The 16641-nt window shown below is 53.0% G+C and carries 21 protein-coding genes and 1 pseudogene; 12 read left to right on the forward strand and 10 right to left on the reverse strand.

Going from position 1 to position 16641, the window contains the following annotated elements; translation table 11 throughout:
- Positions 1–2: 2 nt before the first annotated feature.
- From NA197_RS16150 to NA197_RS16180, 7 genes and pseudogenes are all read right to left on the reverse strand, one after another.
- Positions 3–335: pseudogene (locus tag NA197_RS16150) on the reverse strand (ead/Ea22-like family protein); the annotation flags it as partial.
- 107 nt (positions 336–442) lie between these two features.
- Positions 443–1024, reverse strand: a complete 582-nt coding sequence (locus NA197_RS16155) for an Eae-like protein (RefSeq protein WP_371062102.1) — start codon at positions 1022–1024, stop codon at positions 443–445.
- A 170-nt stretch (positions 1025–1194) separates the two neighbouring features.
- Positions 1195–1659, reverse strand: coding sequence for a crossover junction endodeoxyribonuclease RuvC (locus NA197_RS16160; protein ID WP_052938596.1), 465 nt, complete (start codon positions 1657–1659; stop codon positions 1195–1197).
- A gap of 120 nt (positions 1660–1779) precedes the next feature.
- Positions 1780–2595: a DnaT-like ssDNA-binding domain-containing protein gene (locus NA197_RS16165; RefSeq protein WP_052938595.1), complete on the reverse strand. Its 816-nt coding sequence runs from the start codon at positions 2593–2595 to the stop codon at positions 1780–1782.
- A complete protein-coding gene (locus tag NA197_RS16170; RefSeq protein WP_052938594.1) occupies positions 2585–3637 on the reverse strand; it encodes a DNA cytosine methyltransferase in 1053 nt (350 codons plus the stop codon). The genes NA197_RS16165 and NA197_RS16170 overlap by 11 nt, the downstream gene beginning before the upstream one ends.
- Positions 3634–3837, reverse strand: a complete 204-nt coding sequence (locus tag NA197_RS16175; protein ID WP_000822811.1) for a hypothetical protein — start codon at positions 3835–3837, stop codon at positions 3634–3636. The genes NA197_RS16170 and NA197_RS16175 overlap by 4 nt, the downstream gene beginning before the upstream one ends.
- A 143-nt stretch (positions 3838–3980) precedes the next feature.
- Positions 3981–4214, reverse strand: coding sequence for a hypothetical protein (locus tag NA197_RS16180; protein ID WP_003037808.1), 234 nt, complete (start codon positions 4212–4214; stop codon positions 3981–3983).
- A gap of 155 nt (positions 4215–4369) precedes the next feature.
- On the opposite strand from NA197_RS16180, the gene NA197_RS16185 reads away from it, so the two are divergent.
- From NA197_RS16185 to NA197_RS16235, 11 genes are all read left to right on the forward strand, one after another.
- A complete protein-coding gene (locus NA197_RS16185) occupies positions 4370–4966 on the forward strand; it encodes a helix-turn-helix domain-containing protein (RefSeq protein ID WP_003037805.1) in 597 nt (198 codons plus the stop codon).
- Positions 4967–5191: 225 nt separating this feature from the next.
- Positions 5192–5341, forward strand: coding sequence for a hypothetical protein (locus NA197_RS16190; protein ID WP_001839088.1), 150 nt, complete (start codon positions 5192–5194; stop codon positions 5339–5341).
- Between the two features lie 4 nt (positions 5342–5345).
- Positions 5346–6338, forward strand: a complete 993-nt coding sequence (locus NA197_RS16195; RefSeq protein ID WP_052938593.1) for a hypothetical protein — start codon at positions 5346–5348, stop codon at positions 6336–6338.
- Positions 6339–6345: 7 nt separating this feature from the next.
- Positions 6346–6648, forward strand: a complete 303-nt coding sequence (locus NA197_RS16200) for a hypothetical protein (protein WP_052904552.1) — start codon at positions 6346–6348, stop codon at positions 6646–6648.
- On the forward strand, positions 6645–6851 hold the full coding sequence (locus NA197_RS16205; protein ID WP_052904554.1) for a MarR family transcriptional regulator: 207 nt from the start codon (positions 6645–6647) through the stop codon (positions 6849–6851). The genes NA197_RS16200 and NA197_RS16205 overlap by 4 nt, the downstream gene beginning before the upstream one ends.
- Positions 6848–7669: a PD-(D/E)XK nuclease-like domain-containing protein gene (locus NA197_RS16210; protein ID WP_052904556.1), complete on the forward strand. Its 822-nt coding sequence runs from the start codon at positions 6848–6850 to the stop codon at positions 7667–7669. Before NA197_RS16205 ends, NA197_RS16210 begins: the two co-directional genes overlap by 4 nt.
- The gene (locus NA197_RS16215; protein ID WP_052938592.1) at positions 7666–8547 is read left to right on the forward strand and encodes a RecT family recombinase; all 882 of its coding nucleotides are present in this window, start codon (positions 7666–7668) and stop codon (positions 8545–8547) included. The genes NA197_RS16210 and NA197_RS16215 overlap by 4 nt, the downstream gene beginning before the upstream one ends.
- Before the next feature lie 46 nt (positions 8548–8593).
- Complete coding sequence (locus NA197_RS16220) at positions 8594–8842, forward strand: helix-turn-helix transcriptional regulator (protein WP_000816432.1); 249 nt, start codon at positions 8594–8596, stop codon at positions 8840–8842.
- A 109-nt stretch (positions 8843–8951) separates the two neighbouring features.
- Complete coding sequence (locus NA197_RS16225; RefSeq protein ID WP_052904564.1) at positions 8952–9251, forward strand: perC transcriptional activator family protein; 300 nt, start codon at positions 8952–8954, stop codon at positions 9249–9251.
- Positions 9244–9423, forward strand: a complete 180-nt coding sequence (locus NA197_RS16230; RefSeq protein WP_000181469.1) for a DUF1317 family protein — start codon at positions 9244–9246, stop codon at positions 9421–9423. Before NA197_RS16225 ends, NA197_RS16230 begins: the two co-directional genes overlap by 8 nt.
- Positions 9420–9998 carry an MT-A70 family methyltransferase gene (locus NA197_RS16235; RefSeq protein ID WP_052938591.1) on the forward strand — a complete coding sequence of 193 codons (579 nt, stop codon included), beginning with the start codon at positions 9420–9422 and terminating at the stop codon, positions 9996–9998. Before NA197_RS16230 ends, NA197_RS16235 begins: the two co-directional genes overlap by 4 nt.
- A 460-nt stretch (positions 9999–10458) precedes the next feature.
- Here the strand turns inward: NA197_RS16235 and NA197_RS16240 are convergent, their stop codons facing one another.
- The 3 genes from NA197_RS16240 to guaB form a co-directional block, all read right to left on the reverse strand.
- A complete protein-coding gene (locus tag NA197_RS16240) occupies positions 10459–11709 on the reverse strand; it encodes a tyrosine-type recombinase/integrase (RefSeq protein ID WP_023972305.1) in 1251 nt (416 codons plus the stop codon).
- Positions 11710–11901: 192 nt separating this feature from the next.
- Complete coding sequence (guaA, locus tag NA197_RS16245; RefSeq protein ID WP_000138293.1) at positions 11902–13479, reverse strand: glutamine-hydrolyzing GMP synthase; 1578 nt, start codon at positions 13477–13479, stop codon at positions 11902–11904.
- 69 nt (positions 13480–13548) lie between these two features.
- Positions 13549–15015 carry an IMP dehydrogenase gene (guaB, locus tag NA197_RS16250; protein ID WP_064043296.1) on the reverse strand — a complete coding sequence of 489 codons (1467 nt, stop codon included), beginning with the start codon at positions 15013–15015 and terminating at the stop codon, positions 13549–13551.
- 160 nt (positions 15016–15175) lie between these two features.
- Between guaB and xseA the strand changes: the two genes are divergently transcribed.
- Positions 15176–16525: an exodeoxyribonuclease VII large subunit gene (gene xseA, locus NA197_RS16255; RefSeq protein ID WP_064043295.1), complete on the forward strand. Its 1350-nt coding sequence runs from the start codon at positions 15176–15178 to the stop codon at positions 16523–16525.
- The last annotated feature ends 116 nt before the right edge of the window (positions 16526–16641 follow it).

The following is a 16641-nucleotide window of genomic DNA, read 5'->3' on the forward strand; positions in this document are numbered from 1 at the left end:
AGTTTCGCCTCCAGTTCTGCTATGCGCTGGCGTAATGCTGTAATTTCCACCTCAGCAGCGTCTGCGTAATGAACGTTTTCATGCACAAGTGGTGGTAAATCCGGCGTAATGACACCAAAAAGTTTTGCCAGCGCCCGGTAATTCAGTTCGCTGTGATAACGACCTTTGCAGCGAACCAGTTTTTCAGCAGCAGCTACAATCGCGCTTTGTTCTGTCATGCTCTTTTTTGCTGCTTCCAGCTCAACTCGCAGCTTCCCTACCGTTAGCGCAATATCCTCGTTCTCCTGGTCGCGGAGTTTGATGTATTGCTGTTTTTTATCCAGCTCATCCAGCAGCGCTTCAGCAGCGATATATATTTCCTGTCTCTTACGGTCTGCCGGATCGTTGTAGTGGTCTTGCATGTAGCGGAACTCTTCACGCAGCACCTGTTTGTCGATGTTGCTCATTGGGCTACTCCTTTGCGAAGCTGGGCGGCGATACCTTCGAGAACGCCATCGGCGAATGAGCGATCAAAATCGCCTTCCGGCGCATCAGCCATAAATTCTGTGGAGGTCAGTATCATTCGTGCGATGTCCGCAGCGTTCTTTGCTGTGTCGTCGATAAATCCTGCATCCCATGCGGCCAGCATTCGGTTAGCAACAAAGTGAGCCCCTTCCTTGTGAGCCTGCGCCCGCACCTCAGCCAGAAAGGCGTCTGTCGCCGGGGTCTCAGTGAAATCGTCTACCCACGTATCGCCAACGTCCTCGCACTCGCGACGACAATATTCGTTGAATTCGGCCTCTGATTTTTTCAGTGCCGAATTCTCCGCAGCCAGCGCATTACGCTCCTGAACCAGCGTTTCCACTGCTTCCTGAGCCAGTTTGTTTGCTTGTTCGGCGGCTTCCGTAAGGTCGTTAATCATTCTCAGCTTTGCAGACAGCGCCGCGCATCTGGCTTCAGATGCGGAGTAGTCTTCGTAAGTCACGTAGCGACCATCTGGTTCATTCGTGCCGTAATCTTCAAACTCATAACGATTTACGCTCATTTCTTTGCCATCTGGTTTAACCACGCTGCACGCGTTGATTGCCTCGTATGAACCTTTCAGTTCAGCCGCCCGCTCATGCCCTAACTTCGCTAATTCAATGATATTGCTTCCCATTATTACCCTCGCTTACCCGTATAAGTTATTGATTAGGTTGATAACTAAAAGGATCGTTATTTGATACCGATCCCGTGCCTTGCGATTAACAGCGCATCCGCAATGGCCTGGCCTTTCGCTTTGGCATCCAGCGCCCTGAGTTCCGGGTAAAGCTGAATCGCCCTGCTGCGCGCCGCGTCCTTGTCGCTGCCGATAAGTCCGGCTGACTTCTTCCATGCCTGCGGCGTTACCAGCGTGTACGGAATGTTCAGCCCCTGAAGTATTCCCTCCGCCACGCCAGCTGCATGCCCGAACGTGAACATGCTCGCTGTTCCCTGCCCTGGCATTGCACCGACCTGCTCAAGGTATGCATGAGTGATTCCGTACTTCCGAACCCATGCAGACACCGCTGCTCCGTTGACTCTGGACTTGGTCCCAACCTTGATGGTCGGCATTGCCAGATGGTCGATGTAGCCGCCCTGTTCAGTTATCAGGACCAGTGATCCGCTGCATCCTGGGTCAATCCCTAATACTGCCGCCATGATTTACCTCTCAGGTAATTTAAAACCACAAATGAGTTAATTTCAATAGCAATACGCATATTTCATTACCTTTTTGGTAATTCATTAAATGTAAAAAAATGCGCTACTGCGCTGCCGGTGTTAACCGCGAAATCCTGGGGGGATCTCGCTGTCCGGTTCTGGTACTGCGTTAACGTCCCGCTGCTGCGTTCTCGCTGGCTTTGTCCTGGAAAGTTGAACACTGCGCGCCAGTTTCTGCTGCCACTGGTCGTGATGGAATGCTTTTCCCTCGGCTTTCCAGTACGTGATGAAATCAGCCAGTTCAAATGGCGTCACATCGGTTTTAAGGTTTACCCCCCATAGGGCAGCTCGTTTGGTGAAATCAGGATCCGGTGTCCAGCTATCCGGCATAGTGAATTTACCCAGCGAACAGGAACCTCCTGGTGGGACATATCCATCAATCACCGAATTTGTTGCATGGGGGTCTGGTTTGTCACCTCCAGAGTTATCCACAGGCTGATTTTCCGCGTCGCCTATGTGTGGGGTTTTATCTTTTAGATCTTCTCTTCTCTTCTCTTCTCTGGTCCGCTTTTTGTCCGCTTCTGATGCGGACGCTTTGCGGACATTTCTCTTCCTGTCTGCGTCCTGAGCACGACGCTTGGCTGACTGTCCGTTATGGGCTTCAAAGCGCGGCATTACTAGGCTTTCGCCTTCTTCTTCCAGCCATCCGACAGCCATCATTGCACGCGCAAATCCGGGGAAGCCGATCAGGTCGTCGAGAGTCTCCGCACTGTATCCGTCAAGAAAGCCGTCAACAGAGTGGACATCGAAAAGACACCATGCGGAATGTAGTCCGCCAACTATCCGCAATCTGTCCGCTTTCAATGCGGACGCCATGCGGACAACTTTAGGGTGCGTGTGCAGGTCAGCACGCATTTTGATCCAGTCACCGGCCATAGCTAACCCCCATATAAGCCCGGATGAATTCAGCCGCAGCCTGTGCGTTTATGGCATTTCCGTAACCCTTAAGTCTGCCTGTGCGGTTGCGGCCTGCCATTGCTCGTAATGAGGACTTGCCGTGTCCCAGGCTTTTGGCAAACCTTGCAACCAGCGGGAATGTGCCGGATTCAACTGGACGCCATTGCCCATCTCGACAAAAGAGCCAGTCCGCATCTCGCCAAAAACCGTTAATCTCAAGGGGCCTGCTGTGTAAGCTTGCCGAGGTAACTGATCCAGCCGCTCCTTCCCACCCCGCTGCGCTGTCATTCCTGAAGTGTCTTTCCAGTCGCGAGTTGTTGGCGTCACCCACCCCGCCAATGCCGCTGCCCACCCGATTTTGTTCGGAGTTGCTCGACCATCCCCGCTCATTTGCACGGTCGTCGCGTTGGTGATATTGCTCACCTGCGGAGTTGGCCAGCCCGACAGCCGCGCAGCTCCGGAGACATGTTGCAGACCCCGTTTCGTCTCCGGCTGCGGATTCGTATTTGCTACCGGAGTGGGCCACCCAGTAGGCCCGCTCTCTGATGTGCGGCGCACCGATGCCCGCTGACGTAAACGGCACAAGCCCGAAGGCGTATCCCACTCCTTCCAGGTCAGCTTGTACAAGGTCGAACCATTCGTTTGCGTTACCTGCTGCAACCTGTTCGCCAAAGACATGCTGAGGTCTGCACTCGCTGATGAGGTGGAAGAAAGCAGGCCATAGGTGCCGCTCGTCAGCAAACCCATCTCCTTTGCCTGCCGCGCTGAAAGGCTGGCACGGGCAGGAGCCTGTCCACACTGGTTTATCGTCTGGCCATCCGGCGAGGCGGAGGGAATGGGACCAGACGCCAATCCCGGCGAAGAAGTGGCACTGTGTGAATCCTCGCAGGTCGTCAGGTGTGACATCTTCAATACTCCTTTCATCAACTTCTCCCGGGGCGATATGACCGGCAGCGATTAGGTTACGCAGCCATTGAGCTGCAAATGAATCAATTTCGTTGTAGTAGGCTGCTGGGATCATGCTGCCTCTCTTGCCATTCTGGCTGCCTTCATTTTTTCGGAACGAAGCTTTGCCTGTCGGCGTGCCCGTTCGTTATTGCACTGCACACACTCCCCGCTCAGGGTGTAACGCTCGCTATCATGACCGTGGATGCATTGCTTCCCGGTGTAGAAGCGAGTAAGGCCCAAATCGAGAGCCTCACGCTGGGTGATTCGCTTCATCGGATTACCTCTTTGTTATTTATCTTTGGTAATTTTGCACTAAGGCGAAAAAAGATCAACCATATATGGTTTTTATTACCTGAAAGGTGTTTTATGCAGGAAGGAGCCGCCAGGAGATGACGGCATTGATGTGTTCGGAGGGATTATCGGTCGTAGAAGAAGAGCACTAATTCAGGTTTTGACTTTGTCCATTCGCGGGAACGACATGCTTTAAACAGTCCGTCCATCAGTCGCTTACCAGGCATCTTGCGGCGCCCAGTCAGGTGAGTCTGGATGTAATGACTGGTGGTTCCGGCTTCATCTGCAAATGCTTCACGCTCATCAGGAGACAGTCCCAGCCAGTGCTTTTTGAAATCAAATTTTTTTTCGTCACTCATATTTTGCTTATCTCAGCCTGTCTATTCATATCTGAATTATTACCTTTCTGGTGAAAAAATCAATGATTATTACCGTTATGGTAACTTTACCTTTATGGTAATATTCATTTAAATTTAGTCAGTTAGGTAACATTAAATGGACAAATACAATAGCTATGAAAAGTATTTATGACATAAGACGCAAAAACCTTAACGAAATCATTCGCCGGGATTTCGATGATACCCAGCTGCGCTTTGCAGAACGGGTGAAGCGTTCGCAGAACCTGGTCAACCGGTGGTGCACTGGCATCAAAAACATCGGGCCGAATGCCGCGCGTATCATTGAAGAAGCGGCGCGCAAAGAAAAGTTCTGGCTTGATGTTGATCACGAACTGGACGCAGTACAGGCTGATATCTTTATTCCGGCCACTGATGATGGCGAATGGACTGTAGAGAAACAGGCTGCAGCCACGCTCAATGCCTGGATGAGAAAGAACACCGAGATGACATCCGAAAAGAAAGTTGCTGTAGCAGCTGGTATTGGCCCGGCCACAGTTAACCGGATTATGAAAGCGGAAGTCAGCACAACCATCGGCGTTCTTTCCTCCCTGGCGCGCGCGTTCGGGCATGAAGCATACGAGATGATTATTCCCGTCGGCGCTCCTGGTGTTATCGACTACGACCACCGGATGTATGCAGCTCTGCCGCAGGAAGAGAAAAACAAGATCACCTCATTCATCAACTTCGTGTTTGAGCAAAACAAAAGCAAGTAAACCCCCGCCATTCTGACGCTTTACCTGCCCGATGGCGGTAAGCTCGCGCCTCAATTAATTACCAAAATGGTAATTTTTTTCTCGTCATACCTATTGACACAATCACTTTTTGATCTGATTATTACCCAAAAGGTAATACAAGAGCGCATCGCTCGGGCAGAAACCACCACTTCGTGGCTTTCCTGCATCGTCAAGTATTACCAAAATGGTAATAGAGAGGTTCATATGCAGTGGAAAGTCATCAATGGTTGGTACTGCGTTACAGCTTGCGGGCTGATGAGCTGGAAGTTCCGCACGCTGAGTGAGGGCATGAAATGGGCATTTACCAACAAGGTTGCGCACGAAGTTGCCAACGATAACGGGATATGGGGGTGAGCAAGTGAGCGAATTAGCAATTATCGAAATTGCGCCAGATATGGCGCCAAGCATTTACGTAGAAAACGGTCTGGAAAAGTTCCTCGAACAGATCCGCGAAAGCGTTAAGGAAGTTCCTGACCTGAGTACTGCCAAAGGTCGTGCCCGCATTGCATCTCTGGCAGCACAGGTTTCTCGCAGTAAAACAGCAGTTGAAAAGCCTGGTCGCGATTACCTTCGTCATCTGAAAGAAGCAGTCAAACCTGCTGAGGCTGAGCTTCGTCGATTTGTATCAGCTTGCGATGAGATGCGCGATGAGGTTCGCCGCCCACTTACCGAATGGGAAGCAGAGCAGGAACGCATCAAGGCTGAAGAAGCCATGAATGTGCTGCACGCCGAAGCACTGGAGATGAACATCAAGTTCGATCAGGAGCGGGCTGCCAAGTTCGAAGCGGATCACGAGATGGCCCTGCTGATGAACGAAAAACATGACCGTGAAGCAAAAGAGAAAGCTGAAGAAGCCGAACGCCAGCGCATTGCTCATGAAGAAGAGTTAAAGCGTCAGGCAGCAGAAAAGGCCAAGCGCGAAGCCGAAGAGAAAATAGAGCGTGAACGCGCTGAAGCTTCCCGTCGTGAGGCTGAATTAAAGCTCAAGGCAGAGCAGGCAGAGCGTGAACGTATTGCCGCAGATCAAAAATCGGAAGCAGAGAAGAAGGCCGCAGCTGAACGTGCCGAGCGCGAAAAGCAGGAGGCTATCGAAGTAGAGAAACGCAAGGCGCAGGAAGAAGCCGATCGCATTAAGCGTGAAGCTGAAGCAAAGGAGGTTGCTCGCCTTGCTGAAGAAAAACGTATCGCTGATGAAGCAGCAGCACGCGCTGCTGATGTAGAGCACCGTCTGGCCATTAATGCTGCTGCGGTCCAAGCGCTAATTGACCAGGGTATTCCTGATGACTGGGCGAAGGCATGCGTTGTCGCTATCGCTCGCGGGAAAGTTCCAGCAACAACCATTAACTACTGAGGTGGCTATGCACATTCAGCAATTCAATAACCTGAAAAAAATAGCATCTCAGTTCAGCAATGACTATCAACTGTCATCTGAACTGTATGACCGCCACGTTGAGCTGATCGAAGCAGTTGCTGGTTGCGAAATGGAAGAGTCATTCGAGCGAGCGCTGCTGCGCTCAGGAGTACGTAAAGAAATCATCGACGCAGCGCGTGAAAGTTGCGAGTTCGAAGAACTGATAGCGTCAGTCAAACGTGAATTAACTGGCGTCATCGCCCGTCTTGACCTGGCTGACCAGATCGACAGCAAAAGGAATGCGGCATGAAACCAACGCTCCTCTCATTGCTGCGCGGTGGAAAACACAGCATCCGAGACATGGCAAAGATTCTTGGTATTTCAAGATCGAAGGTTTCTTGGTTCATCGCTGAGCTTGAACGTCGCAAATGGGTAGAAGTAACCAGGTGCGCAATATGGTTTCACGATGGAACCCGCTCCAACAAGCAGAACGAATACAAGGTGAAGTTATGAATACCGGTATCTATTTCGACATCAGCAACGAGGACTACCACGCCGGCGACGGCGTGAGTAAGTCTCAACTGGATATGGTGGCCAAGAACCCTTGCCTTCTGAAATGGGTGAAGGCTGCTCCGGAAGACGAAGAGAAGAAGTCCGCACTGGACATGGGGACTGCTCTGCACTGCCTGCTGCTTGAGCCAGAGGAATTCGATAAACGTTTCATCGTAGCGCCGGAATTTAACCGTCGCACCAATCAAGGAAAAGCGGATGAAGCCGCATTCCTGAAAGACGTTGCCAGTATGGGTATGACGGTAATGGATACCGAACAGGGCCGGAAGCTGAAACTGATGCGCGACAGTGCAATGGCTCACCCGGCGGCGCGCTGGATGCTGGAAGCGCCAGGCCACTGCGAAGCATCGATGTACTGGAATGACGATGAGACTGGCGAACTGTGCCGCATCCGTCCTGATAAATGGCTGAATGAGCACAACGTGATCGTCGACGTGAAAAAGGTTGCAGACATGGATCGCTTTGCGCGTCACATCGAGGAATTCCGCTACCACGTCCAGGACGCCATGTACAGAGAGGGTGCACTGAAAGTAACCGGGCAGCCACACGGATTCTTCTTCCTGGCTGTGAGCGAAACCATCGACTGCGGTCGATACCCGGTCCGCGTATTTGAACTGGATGCGCCGGACGTTGACGCCGGGCACCAGTTATTCCGCCGGGATCTGAACACCTATCACGAATGCCGCATCAGCGATGAATGGGGTGGCGTGGAAATTATTAAACGCCCTGAATGGGCACGCAAACAGGATATGTACGTATGAGCAACGATATCGCAATCACATCACAGCCAGGCGCTACCGTCGGCACCGCTGCTGCAATCTTCAGTCCTGAGGGTATGGACCGCCTGGTGCGTTTCGCAACCCTGATGGCAGACAGTAAAGCAACCGTTCCTCAGCACCTTGCTGGTAAACCTGCCGATTGCCTGGCAGTAACCATGCAGGCAGCGCAATGGGGCATGAACCCGTTCGCTGTTGCGCAGAAGACGCACGTTGTAAACGGCACTCTTGGCTATGAAGCTCAGCTAGTTAACGCTGTCGTGTCCTCTTCAAACCTGCTTTCAACCCGCCTGAATTACCGCTGGGACGGCGACTGGTCAAAGGTGAATGGCAAGAGCGACAAATCTCCATCACTGACCGTAACTGTATCGGCAGTGCTGAAAGGCGAAGCAGAGCCGCGTGAACTTACCATCAGCATGGCTCAGGCCGTTGTCCGTAACTCTCCGTTGTGGGAACAGGATCCACGCCAGCAGCTTGCTTACCTGTGCGTTAAGCGCTGGGCGAGACTGCATGCTCCTGATGTTCTTCTTGGTGTCTACACGCCTGATGAACTGCAGGAGACAACACCGCGAGTTGAACGCGATATCACGCCACCAGCGGCAACGGCTCAAGGCATGAACAGCCTGATCAACTCAAAACCAGAGCAGAAGCAGGAAGAGCGTCAGCAGCATAAAGACGAGCGCGGTCCTGAAGAGATTCTGCACGCATTTTCCGGCGCGGCGATGAACTACAACACCCAGTCTGACCTGGACAAAGCGTACAAATACGTTGCTCAGAAACTGGCTGGTGATGATGACCTGCTGGCAAAAGCAACCGACGTTTACACCATCCGCTGTGACGAACTGAACGAAGTACCGATGTAACCACCACTGCGGCGCCGCGCGCGTCGCAAATGCAAGAGAGGTAATTATGAAAAGAGCATTTGGCAAAAAGGAACTGATGGCAGTGGTGCCGGTATCTATGAGCACCATTGACCGCATGGAGCGCAATGGCGAGTTCCCGCAGCGTTTCTGGATCACTGATAAGCGTTGTGCATGGAACGCTGAAGAGGTTGAGAACTGGCTTGATGAACGTCAGGCCACCAGCCCAGCAGAGTTCACCGGAAAAAAGCCGCCGGTTGATCAGCGTGTTTACCGCCCAGTAAGTAACGCCGCATGACAGCGCTGATCAGGCACTGGGGAAAATGGTCAGGATGGTACTTATTCCTGACCGCTGTTTCCGCCTGGCTGTATCTGCTGGCGGTAATTTTCAGAGAAGGCTGGATCAGATGAGCAAATTAACCCGTCTTGAAAAGTATCACCTGAACTATGTGTCTCAGCGTCAGGCGTCAAAGGTTGTCGCCGTAACTCCGGCAGCAATGGAGGTAGAAAAGCGCGCTGTTGAGCGTGAATCGAAAGGCCAGTTCCGCATTGCAGCCAGGCTCTGGTTGCTGTGTATGGATGTTGCGGTTGGTGAAGTTGAACGCGCAAGAATAGCGATACGCCGTGATCAGTGCATATCGAAAGGCAATGGAATGCGCCGTGGAGAATATGCAGGGATCGGATGTCGCGGGGTGGTGTATGACTAATCATCAAGACGATATCACCGTTGGAATGGTGACATTAATTTATTCGACGAAGTATGGAGGCTGGTTAACTCCAGCCAAACTGATTATTCGCAACCCTATTGCAGCTCAGAGGGTAGCTGAAAAGCTGAATGAATCTCTTAAGGTTCGTCCAATTAAGGCAGGTATGGCATGACCGGTAAATACACTCTTATCTACGCTGACCCGCCTTGGGTCTACCGTGATAAAGCCGCCGACGGTGACCGCGGGGCAGAATTCAAATATCCGGTAATGAACGTGCAGGATATCTGCCGTCTTCCAGTGTGGGATCTGGCTGCCGATAGTTGCCTGCTGGCAATGTGGTGGGTACCGACACAGCCGGTTGAAGCGCTCAAGGTAATCGAAGCGTGGGGCTTCCGCCTGATGACCATGAAGGGATTCACCTGGCATAAGACGAATAAGCACAAAGGAAACAGCGCGATCGGCATGGGGCACATGACCAGGGCGAACAGCGAAGACTGCCTGTTTGCGGTGCGCGGGAAACTTCCTGCCCGCATGGATGCCTCAATATGCCAGCACGTCACCGCACCGCGCATGGAAAACTCCCGCAAGCCTGACGTCATCCGCGAAAAATTGGTGCAATTGCTGGGCGATGTGCCTCGCATTGAGTTATTCGCCCGTCAGTCGTCGCATGGCTTCGATGTTTGGGGGAATCAGTGTGATGGTGCGGCGGTTGAACTGCTGCCAGGCTGTGCGATTGAGATTTCCTAATGCAGACAGAATAATTCTGCTTACCCAATCCTACGCCTCATCATCCGCATGAATTGGCGATCAGGGTTGACGGGCAGATGCGACGGGACTTAGGATTGTCAAAACTTTTCGTTTGGCATACCTATGGAACCAAGAAAGTCATTTATACCCGAACCACTTTTCCTCATCTTCGTTGTGTTATCATGCATTTCGTTGATAAGTATCATGATGGGATGGCTGAAACCCAACCCGATAATACTCATAGGCGACATTATCGTTATTGGTGCGTTCTTATGGGAACAGACCATGAAAAGATTCAAATCCTGATTTCACCAATCCTCATAAATCAAAATAAGCCCGTAAGGGCTTTTTTGTCAGCAATTTCGTCTTTCAGCAAGTCTATCCCATTCGAATTGTGAATCTTTTAAGCCAGAAATAGTCTTCACATTATCTTTTCTTTTCATACATCCCGCTGGCGGCTTTATTTTTGCTGCTGCCACACCTCAAACTTCGACGGGGAGAACGGCACCAGATCGGTGTGTTCCCCGTTAATCCAGGCATCAACCATATCCGCCCACTGCTGCAACATGTAGGCGCGCTGCCTGGCATACTCCGCTTTGTTATACACCGCACGCACTCCCTTCTGTTCATGCGCCAGCGCCTTTTCAATCCAGTCTGATGGATACCCTGCCTCATGTAACAGCGTGCTGGCTGTTCGGCGCAGGTCGTGCACAGAGAAGTTATCCAGATACCCACCAGCATCATTTACCGATTCGACAGTAACATTGATAAGCCTGTTCAGTGCGGCGTTGGATAATGGTTTGCTCACTGAGTAGCGCCCAGGCAAAAGGTATTCACTTCCACCAGCGCACATCTGCAGGCCAACCATGAGATCCTGTGCCTGCTTTGGCAGATAGATAACGTGCGCCCGGCTTCCCTTCATACGGTCTGACGGTATGATCCACGTCCATTTTTTGAAATCAACCTCTGACCATGTGGCATGAGTGAATTCACTTTTACGAACTAGGGTGAGCAGCACCAGTTTTAACGCCAGTTTCATCGTGGCCATAGTCCCGATGTGATCCAGAGCGCGGAAGAATACGCCGATCTCTTCAGGTTGTAGCGTGCGGTCGCGCGGCTTAAACATGGCTATTGATGAAGGCTTGATGTCAGCAGCAGGATTAAACAGGCCGTGCCCGCGGTCATTCGCATAACGGTACACGCTGCTGATTATCTCCCTGGCCTGCACCGCTGTAGCCCGGCCACCACGTTCGACAATGCGATCGCACAGGTCACGAACCATGCCGGTGGTTATCTCAGCCATCATCTTGTTACCCAGGACCGGCATGATATCGCGCTTGATAACGGCCTGTTTCATTGCCCGGGTACTGTCAGCCAGAATGACGTGCTTCATATAGCTGTCGGTATGTACCGCGAATGTCTCAGCACCGTGTATCTTTTTGATACCGTCACGTTTAGCCGCAGCTGGCGAGTGGCCTGCCTTTAGCAGCTTCTTTGCAGCAATGAGTTCTTCACGCGCTTCCGCCAGACTGATACCGTCACAACCATACTGACCAATGACCAGCGTTTCCCGTCGTCCGTTAATGCGGTAGTCGTACCTGAACGAGACGGAGCCGGAAGTAAGCACCGCAACATACAGCCCGTCACGATCTGAAACCTTATACAGTTTGTCCTGCGGTTTGAGGTTTTTTAATTTGGTATCAGTAAGCACAATTCACCCGTAAAGCATCCATGGTTTGACGGTATGAAGATTATACCTTTAGGGTAATACCGTCACCTGTACCGACGAAAAATGTGAGATAGAGTGAATAGATATGATGTGATATAAATAAAAACCCCCTGTAAAAACAGAGGGTTGATTATGAAATTGAATAGAAATGATTAGCTATGAGTTAGATGTAAATCATTCCCACTCAATGGTAGCCGGTGGTTTACCGCTGATGTCATACACCACACGGGAAATCCCGTTGACTTCATTGATGATGCGGTTGGAAACACGACCCAGGAAGTCATACGGCAGATGCGCCCAGTGCGCAGTCATAAAGTCGATGGTTTCGACAGCACGCAGGGAGACCACCCAATCGTACTTACGACCATCGCCCATTACGCCAACGGAGCGTACTGGCAGGAAGACGGTGAACGCCTGGCTGACTTTGTCGTACAGATCCGCCTTACGCAGCTCTTCAATGAAGATGGCATCAGCACGGCGCAGCAGGTCGCAGTACTCTTTCTTCACTTCACCCAGTACACGTACGCCGAGGCCCGGCCCCGGGAACGGATGACGGTACAGCATGTCGTACGGCAGGCCCAGCTCCAGACCGATCTTACGCACTTCGTCTTTGAACAGCTCTTTCAGCGGTTCAACCAGACCCATCTTCATCTCTTTCGGCAGGCCGCCGACATTGTGGTGAGATTTGATGACGTGCGCTTTACCGGTTGCAGACGCCGCAGATTCGATAACGTCAGGGTAGATGGTGCCCTGCGCCAGCCATTTCACGTCTTCCAGTTTCAGCGCTTCTTCGTCGAATACTTCAACGAAAACGCGACCGATGATCTTACGCTTGGCTTCCGGATCGTTCTCACCAGCCAGCGCGGACAGGAAGCGATCTTCTGCCGGTACGTGAACAATGTTCAGACCAAAATGGTCGCCAAACATGTCCATCACCTGCTCGGCTTCGTTGAGGCGCAACAGGCCGTTGTCGACGAAAACACAGGTCAGATTTTTACCGATCGCGCGGTGCAGCAGCATCGCGGTGACGGAAGAATCCACGCCGCCGGAGAGACCGAGGATCACTTTATCGTCGCCTACCTGCTCGCGAATGCGCGCCACGGCGTCGTCGATAATTTTCGCCGGCGTCCACAGTGCTTCACACTGGCAGATATCACGCACAAAACGCTCCAGCATGCGCATACCCTGGCGGGTGTGAGTCACTTCCGGGTGGAACTGTACGCCGTAGAAGCGTTTTTCTTCGTTAGCCATGATGGCGAACGGGCAGCTTTCGGTGCTGGCTACGGTCACGAAGTCGGACGGAATCGCCGTCACTTTATCGCCGTGGCTCATCCACACGTCCAGCAGCGGTTTGCCGTCGGCGGTCAGGGAATCTTCAATACCGCGAACCAGCGCGCTGTCGGTCAATACTTCGACCTGCGCGTAACCAAATTCACGCTCATTAGAACCTTCTACATGACCGCCAAGCTGCATCGCCATGGTCTGCATCCCGTAGCAGACGCCAAATACCGGCACGCCTGCTTCAAAGACATACTGCGGCGCACGCGGGCTGTTTTCTTCGGTGGTGCTTTCCGGGCCGCCGGAAAGAATAATGCCGCTTGGGTTGAAGTCACGAATTTGTGCTTCTGTCACATCCCACGCCCACAGTTCGCAGTAAACACCCAGCTCACGCACGCGGCGTGCAACTAGTTGAGTGTACTGAGAACCGAAGTCCAGAATGAGGATGCGATGCTTATGAATGTTTTCCGTCATTGACGCTTATTCCGAGGCAAGTGAAACAGATTAAATAAATCGCCCGACGCGAAGGTCGGGCGAAGAAAATCAGGAGCCCAGACGGTAGTTCGGGGACTCTTTGGTGATGGTCACGTCGTGAACGTGGCTTTCCTGGATACCCGCACCGCTGATACGCACGAATTCAGCCTTCGTACGCAGCAGGTCGATGGTACCACAACCGGTCAGACCCATACAGGAGCGCAGGCCGCCCATCTGCTGGTGAATGATCTCTTTCAGGCGGCCTTTATAGGCTACGCGACCTTCGATACCTTCCGGCACCAGTTTGTCAGCGGCGTTGTCGCTCTGGAAGTAACGGTCGGAGGAACCTTTGGACATCGCGCCCAGCGAGCCCATGCCGCGGTAAGATTTGTAAGAACGGCCCTGGTACAGTTCGATTTCGCCCGGGGATTCTTCCGTACCGGCCAGCATAGAGCCCACCATTACCGCGCTCGCGCCTGCGGCGATGGCTTTGGCGATATCGCCGGAGAAGCGAATACCGCCGTCAGCGATAACCGGAATCCCGGTGCCTTCCAGCGCTTCCACCGCGTCGGAAACAGCGGTGATCTGCGGAACGCCCACACCAGTCACGATACGAGTGGTACAGATGGAACCCGGGCCGATACCCACTTTCACCGCGCTGCAACCGGCTTCCGCCAGTGCGCGAGCGCCTGCGCCCGTCGCAACGTTGCCGCCGATGATTTGTAGGTCAGGATATTTAGCACGGGTTTCACGGATACGTTGCAACACGCCTTCAGAGTGACCGTGAGAGGAGTCGATCAGCAGGACGTCAACGCCTGCCGCCACCAGCGCGTCAACGCGCTCTTCGTTGCCCGCGCCTGCGCCGACCGCCGCGCCGACACGTAAACGGCCCTGCTCATCTTTGCAGGAGTTTGGTTTACGTTCCGCTTTCTGGAAATCTTTTACGGTAATCATGCCAAGCAGATGGAAGTTATCATCAACGACCAGCGCTTTTTCTACACGTTTTTCGTGCATTTTTGCCAGCACGACTTCACGGGCTTCGCCTTCACGAACGGTCACCAGACGCTCTTTCGGCGTCATGTAAACGCTAACCGGCTGGTTCAGGTCAGTCACAAAACGCACGTCACGACCGGTGATGATACCCACCAGCTCGTTATCTTCAGTCACCACCGGATAGCCCGCAAAACCGTTACGCTCGGTCAGGGCTTTCACTTCATGCAACGTGGTGGTTGGCAGGACGGTCTGCGGGTCGGTCACTACGCCGGACTCGTGTTTCTTCACGCGGCGAACTTCTTCCGCCTGGCGCTCAATAGACATGTTTTTGTGGATAAAACCGATGCCGCCTTCTTGGGCCAGGGCAATTGCCAGGCGCGCTTCCGTCACGGTGTCCATCGCCGCAGAAAGCATAGGAATATTCAGACGAATAGTTTTCGTCAACTGCGTGCTGAGATCGGCAGTATTCGGCAAAACGGTGGAGTGAGCGGGAACAAGGAGGACGTCGTCAAACGTCAGGGCTTCTTTAGCGATACGTAGCATGGGCAATATCTCACCTGGGAGGTTAATAAATATTGCCGCGGCATTATACAGAACGTAATCGGTTGCATCTACATTTTTTTGCAAATAGTGCTTGCGATCCCCCGTGAGCAGGTTACTATCGATTGAATAACCTGCTGATTTAGAATTTGATCCCGCTCACATGTTATCCTCTCAAACTTCCTCAATTTTTACCGTAAGCCGCCTTAACCAGACGGTTCGTCTGCTGTTAGAACAGGAGATGGGACAGGTATGGATCAGCGGCGAGATTTCTAATTTCACGCAGCCTGCGTCGGGCCACTGGTACTTTACGCTCAAAGACGATACCGCTCAGGTGCGCTGTGCGATGTTCCGCAACAGCAACCGCCGGGTGACGTTCCGCCCGCAGCACGGGCAGCAGGTGCTGGTACGCGCCAACATTACGCTGTACGAGCCGCGCGGCGATTATCAAATCATCGCCGAAAGTATGCAGCCGGCTGGCGAAGGGCTATTGCAGCAAAAATATGAGCAGCTGAAAGCCAAACTGCAGGCGGAAGGCTTGTTCGATCAGCAATATAAGCAGCCTCTGCCCTCCCCGACCCACTGTGTCGGGGTGATTACCTCGAAAACCGGCGCGGCACTGCACGATATTCTCCACGTCCTTAAACGCCGCGATCCGTCGCTGCCGGTGGTTATCTACCCTACCGCGGTACAGGGCGACGACGCGCCGGGGCAGATCGTTCATGCTATCGAACTGGCAAACGCGCGCGGCGAGTGCGACGTGCTGATCGTCGGGCGCGGCGGCGGTTCGCTGGAAGATTTGTGGAGTTTTAACGACGAACGCGTGGCGCGGGCGATTTTTGCCAGCCGCATTCCGGTGGTCAGCGCCGTCGGTCACGAAACGGATGTCACGATAGCCGATTTTGTCGCCGACCTGCGCGCGCCGACGCCATCAGCAGCGGCAGAAATTGTCAGCCGTAACCAGCAGGAGTTGTTACGTCAGATCCAGTCCGCCCAGCAGCGCCTGGGCATGGCGATGGACTACTACCTCGCCAATCGCAGCCGTCGTTTCACGCAGATTTTTCACCGTCTGCAACAGCAACATCCGCAACTGCGTCTGGCCCGTCAGCAAACCGCGCTGGAACGTCTACGCCAACGGATGGGATTTGCGCTTGAGGCCAGGATTAAGCAGGCCAATCAGCGCCAACAGCGCGTAAGTCAACGCCTGAGCCAGCAAAATCCGCAGCCGCGCATTCACCGCGCGCAGTCGCGCATCCAACAGCTGGAATATCGTCTGACGGAGAATATCCGCTCACGGTTAAGCGAACAGCGCGAGCGTTTCGGCAACGCGGTCACGCATCTGGAGGCGGTCAGTCCGTTAGCCACGCTGGCGCGCGGCTATACGGTTTCGACGACAACGGACGGCAAGGTGCTGAAAAAGATCAAACAGGTCAAAGCGGGCGATATCATGACTACGCGGCTGGAGGACGGTTGGCTTGAAAGTGAAGTCAAATCCGTCACGCCGGGCACGTAATCCAATATTCCCTCACCCTTTGCACCGCGATGTTGGGTTTCGGTTTCGCCTCAGCCAACCTACGCGCCACATCGGATAAGGTGTAGCCATAATCCGACGATCAACCGGTTTGTCAT

Origin of the sequence: Salmonella sp. NW884 (genome assembly GCF_051700745.1) — a bacterium.
In the GTDB taxonomy this organism is placed as follows: domain Bacteria; phylum Pseudomonadota; class Gammaproteobacteria; order Enterobacterales; family Enterobacteriaceae; genus Salmonella; species Salmonella enterica.

Excerpts from the sequence above, each read along its gene's own strand:
- NA197_RS16155 (WP_371062102.1), bottom strand. The coding sequence starts at position 1,024 with ATGAGCGTAAATCGTTATGAGTTTGAAGATTACGGCACGAATGAACCA.
- NA197_RS16160 (WP_052938596.1), bottom strand. The coding sequence starts at position 1,659 with ATGGCGGCAGTATTAGGGATTGACCCAGGATGCAGCGGATCACTGGTC.
- NA197_RS16165 (WP_052938595.1), bottom strand. The coding sequence starts at position 2,595 with ATGGCCGGTGACTGGATCAAAATGCGTGCTGACCTGCACACGCACCCT.
- NA197_RS16170 (WP_052938594.1), bottom strand. The coding sequence starts at position 3,637 with ATGATCCCAGCAGCCTACTACAACGAAATTGATTCATTTGCAGCTCAA.
- NA197_RS16175 (WP_000822811.1), bottom strand. The coding sequence starts at position 3,837 with ATGAAGCGAATCACCCAGCGTGAGGCTCTCGATTTGGGCCTTACTCGC.
- NA197_RS16180 (WP_003037808.1), bottom strand. The coding sequence starts at position 4,214 with ATGAGTGACGAAAAAAAATTTGATTTCAAAAAGCACTGGCTGGGACTG.
- NA197_RS16185 (WP_003037805.1), top strand. The coding sequence starts at position 4,370 with ATGAAAAGTATTTATGACATAAGACGCAAAAACCTTAACGAAATCATT.
- NA197_RS16190 (WP_001839088.1), top strand. The coding sequence starts at position 5,192 with ATGCAGTGGAAAGTCATCAATGGTTGGTACTGCGTTACAGCTTGCGGG.
- NA197_RS16200 (WP_052904552.1), top strand. The coding sequence starts at position 6,346 with ATGCACATTCAGCAATTCAATAACCTGAAAAAAATAGCATCTCAGTTC.
- NA197_RS16205 (WP_052904554.1), top strand. The coding sequence starts at position 6,645 with ATGAAACCAACGCTCCTCTCATTGCTGCGCGGTGGAAAACACAGCATC.
- NA197_RS16210 (WP_052904556.1), top strand. The coding sequence starts at position 6,848 with ATGAATACCGGTATCTATTTCGACATCAGCAACGAGGACTACCACGCC.
- NA197_RS16215 (WP_052938592.1), top strand. The coding sequence starts at position 7,666 with ATGAGCAACGATATCGCAATCACATCACAGCCAGGCGCTACCGTCGGC.
- NA197_RS16220 (WP_000816432.1), top strand. The coding sequence starts at position 8,594 with ATGAAAAGAGCATTTGGCAAAAAGGAACTGATGGCAGTGGTGCCGGTA.
- NA197_RS16225 (WP_052904564.1), top strand. The coding sequence starts at position 8,952 with ATGAGCAAATTAACCCGTCTTGAAAAGTATCACCTGAACTATGTGTCT.
- NA197_RS16230 (WP_000181469.1), top strand. The coding sequence starts at position 9,244 with ATGACTAATCATCAAGACGATATCACCGTTGGAATGGTGACATTAATT.
- NA197_RS16235 (WP_052938591.1), top strand. The coding sequence starts at position 9,420 with ATGACCGGTAAATACACTCTTATCTACGCTGACCCGCCTTGGGTCTAC.
- guaA (WP_000138293.1), bottom strand. The coding sequence starts at position 13,479 with ATGACGGAAAACATTCATAAGCATCGCATCCTCATTCTGGACTTCGGT.
- guaB (WP_064043296.1), bottom strand. The coding sequence starts at position 15,015 with ATGCTACGTATCGCTAAAGAAGCCCTGACGTTTGACGACGTCCTCCTT.
- xseA (WP_064043295.1), top strand. The coding sequence starts at position 15,176 with ATGTTATCCTCTCAAACTTCCTCAATTTTTACCGTAAGCCGCCTTAAC.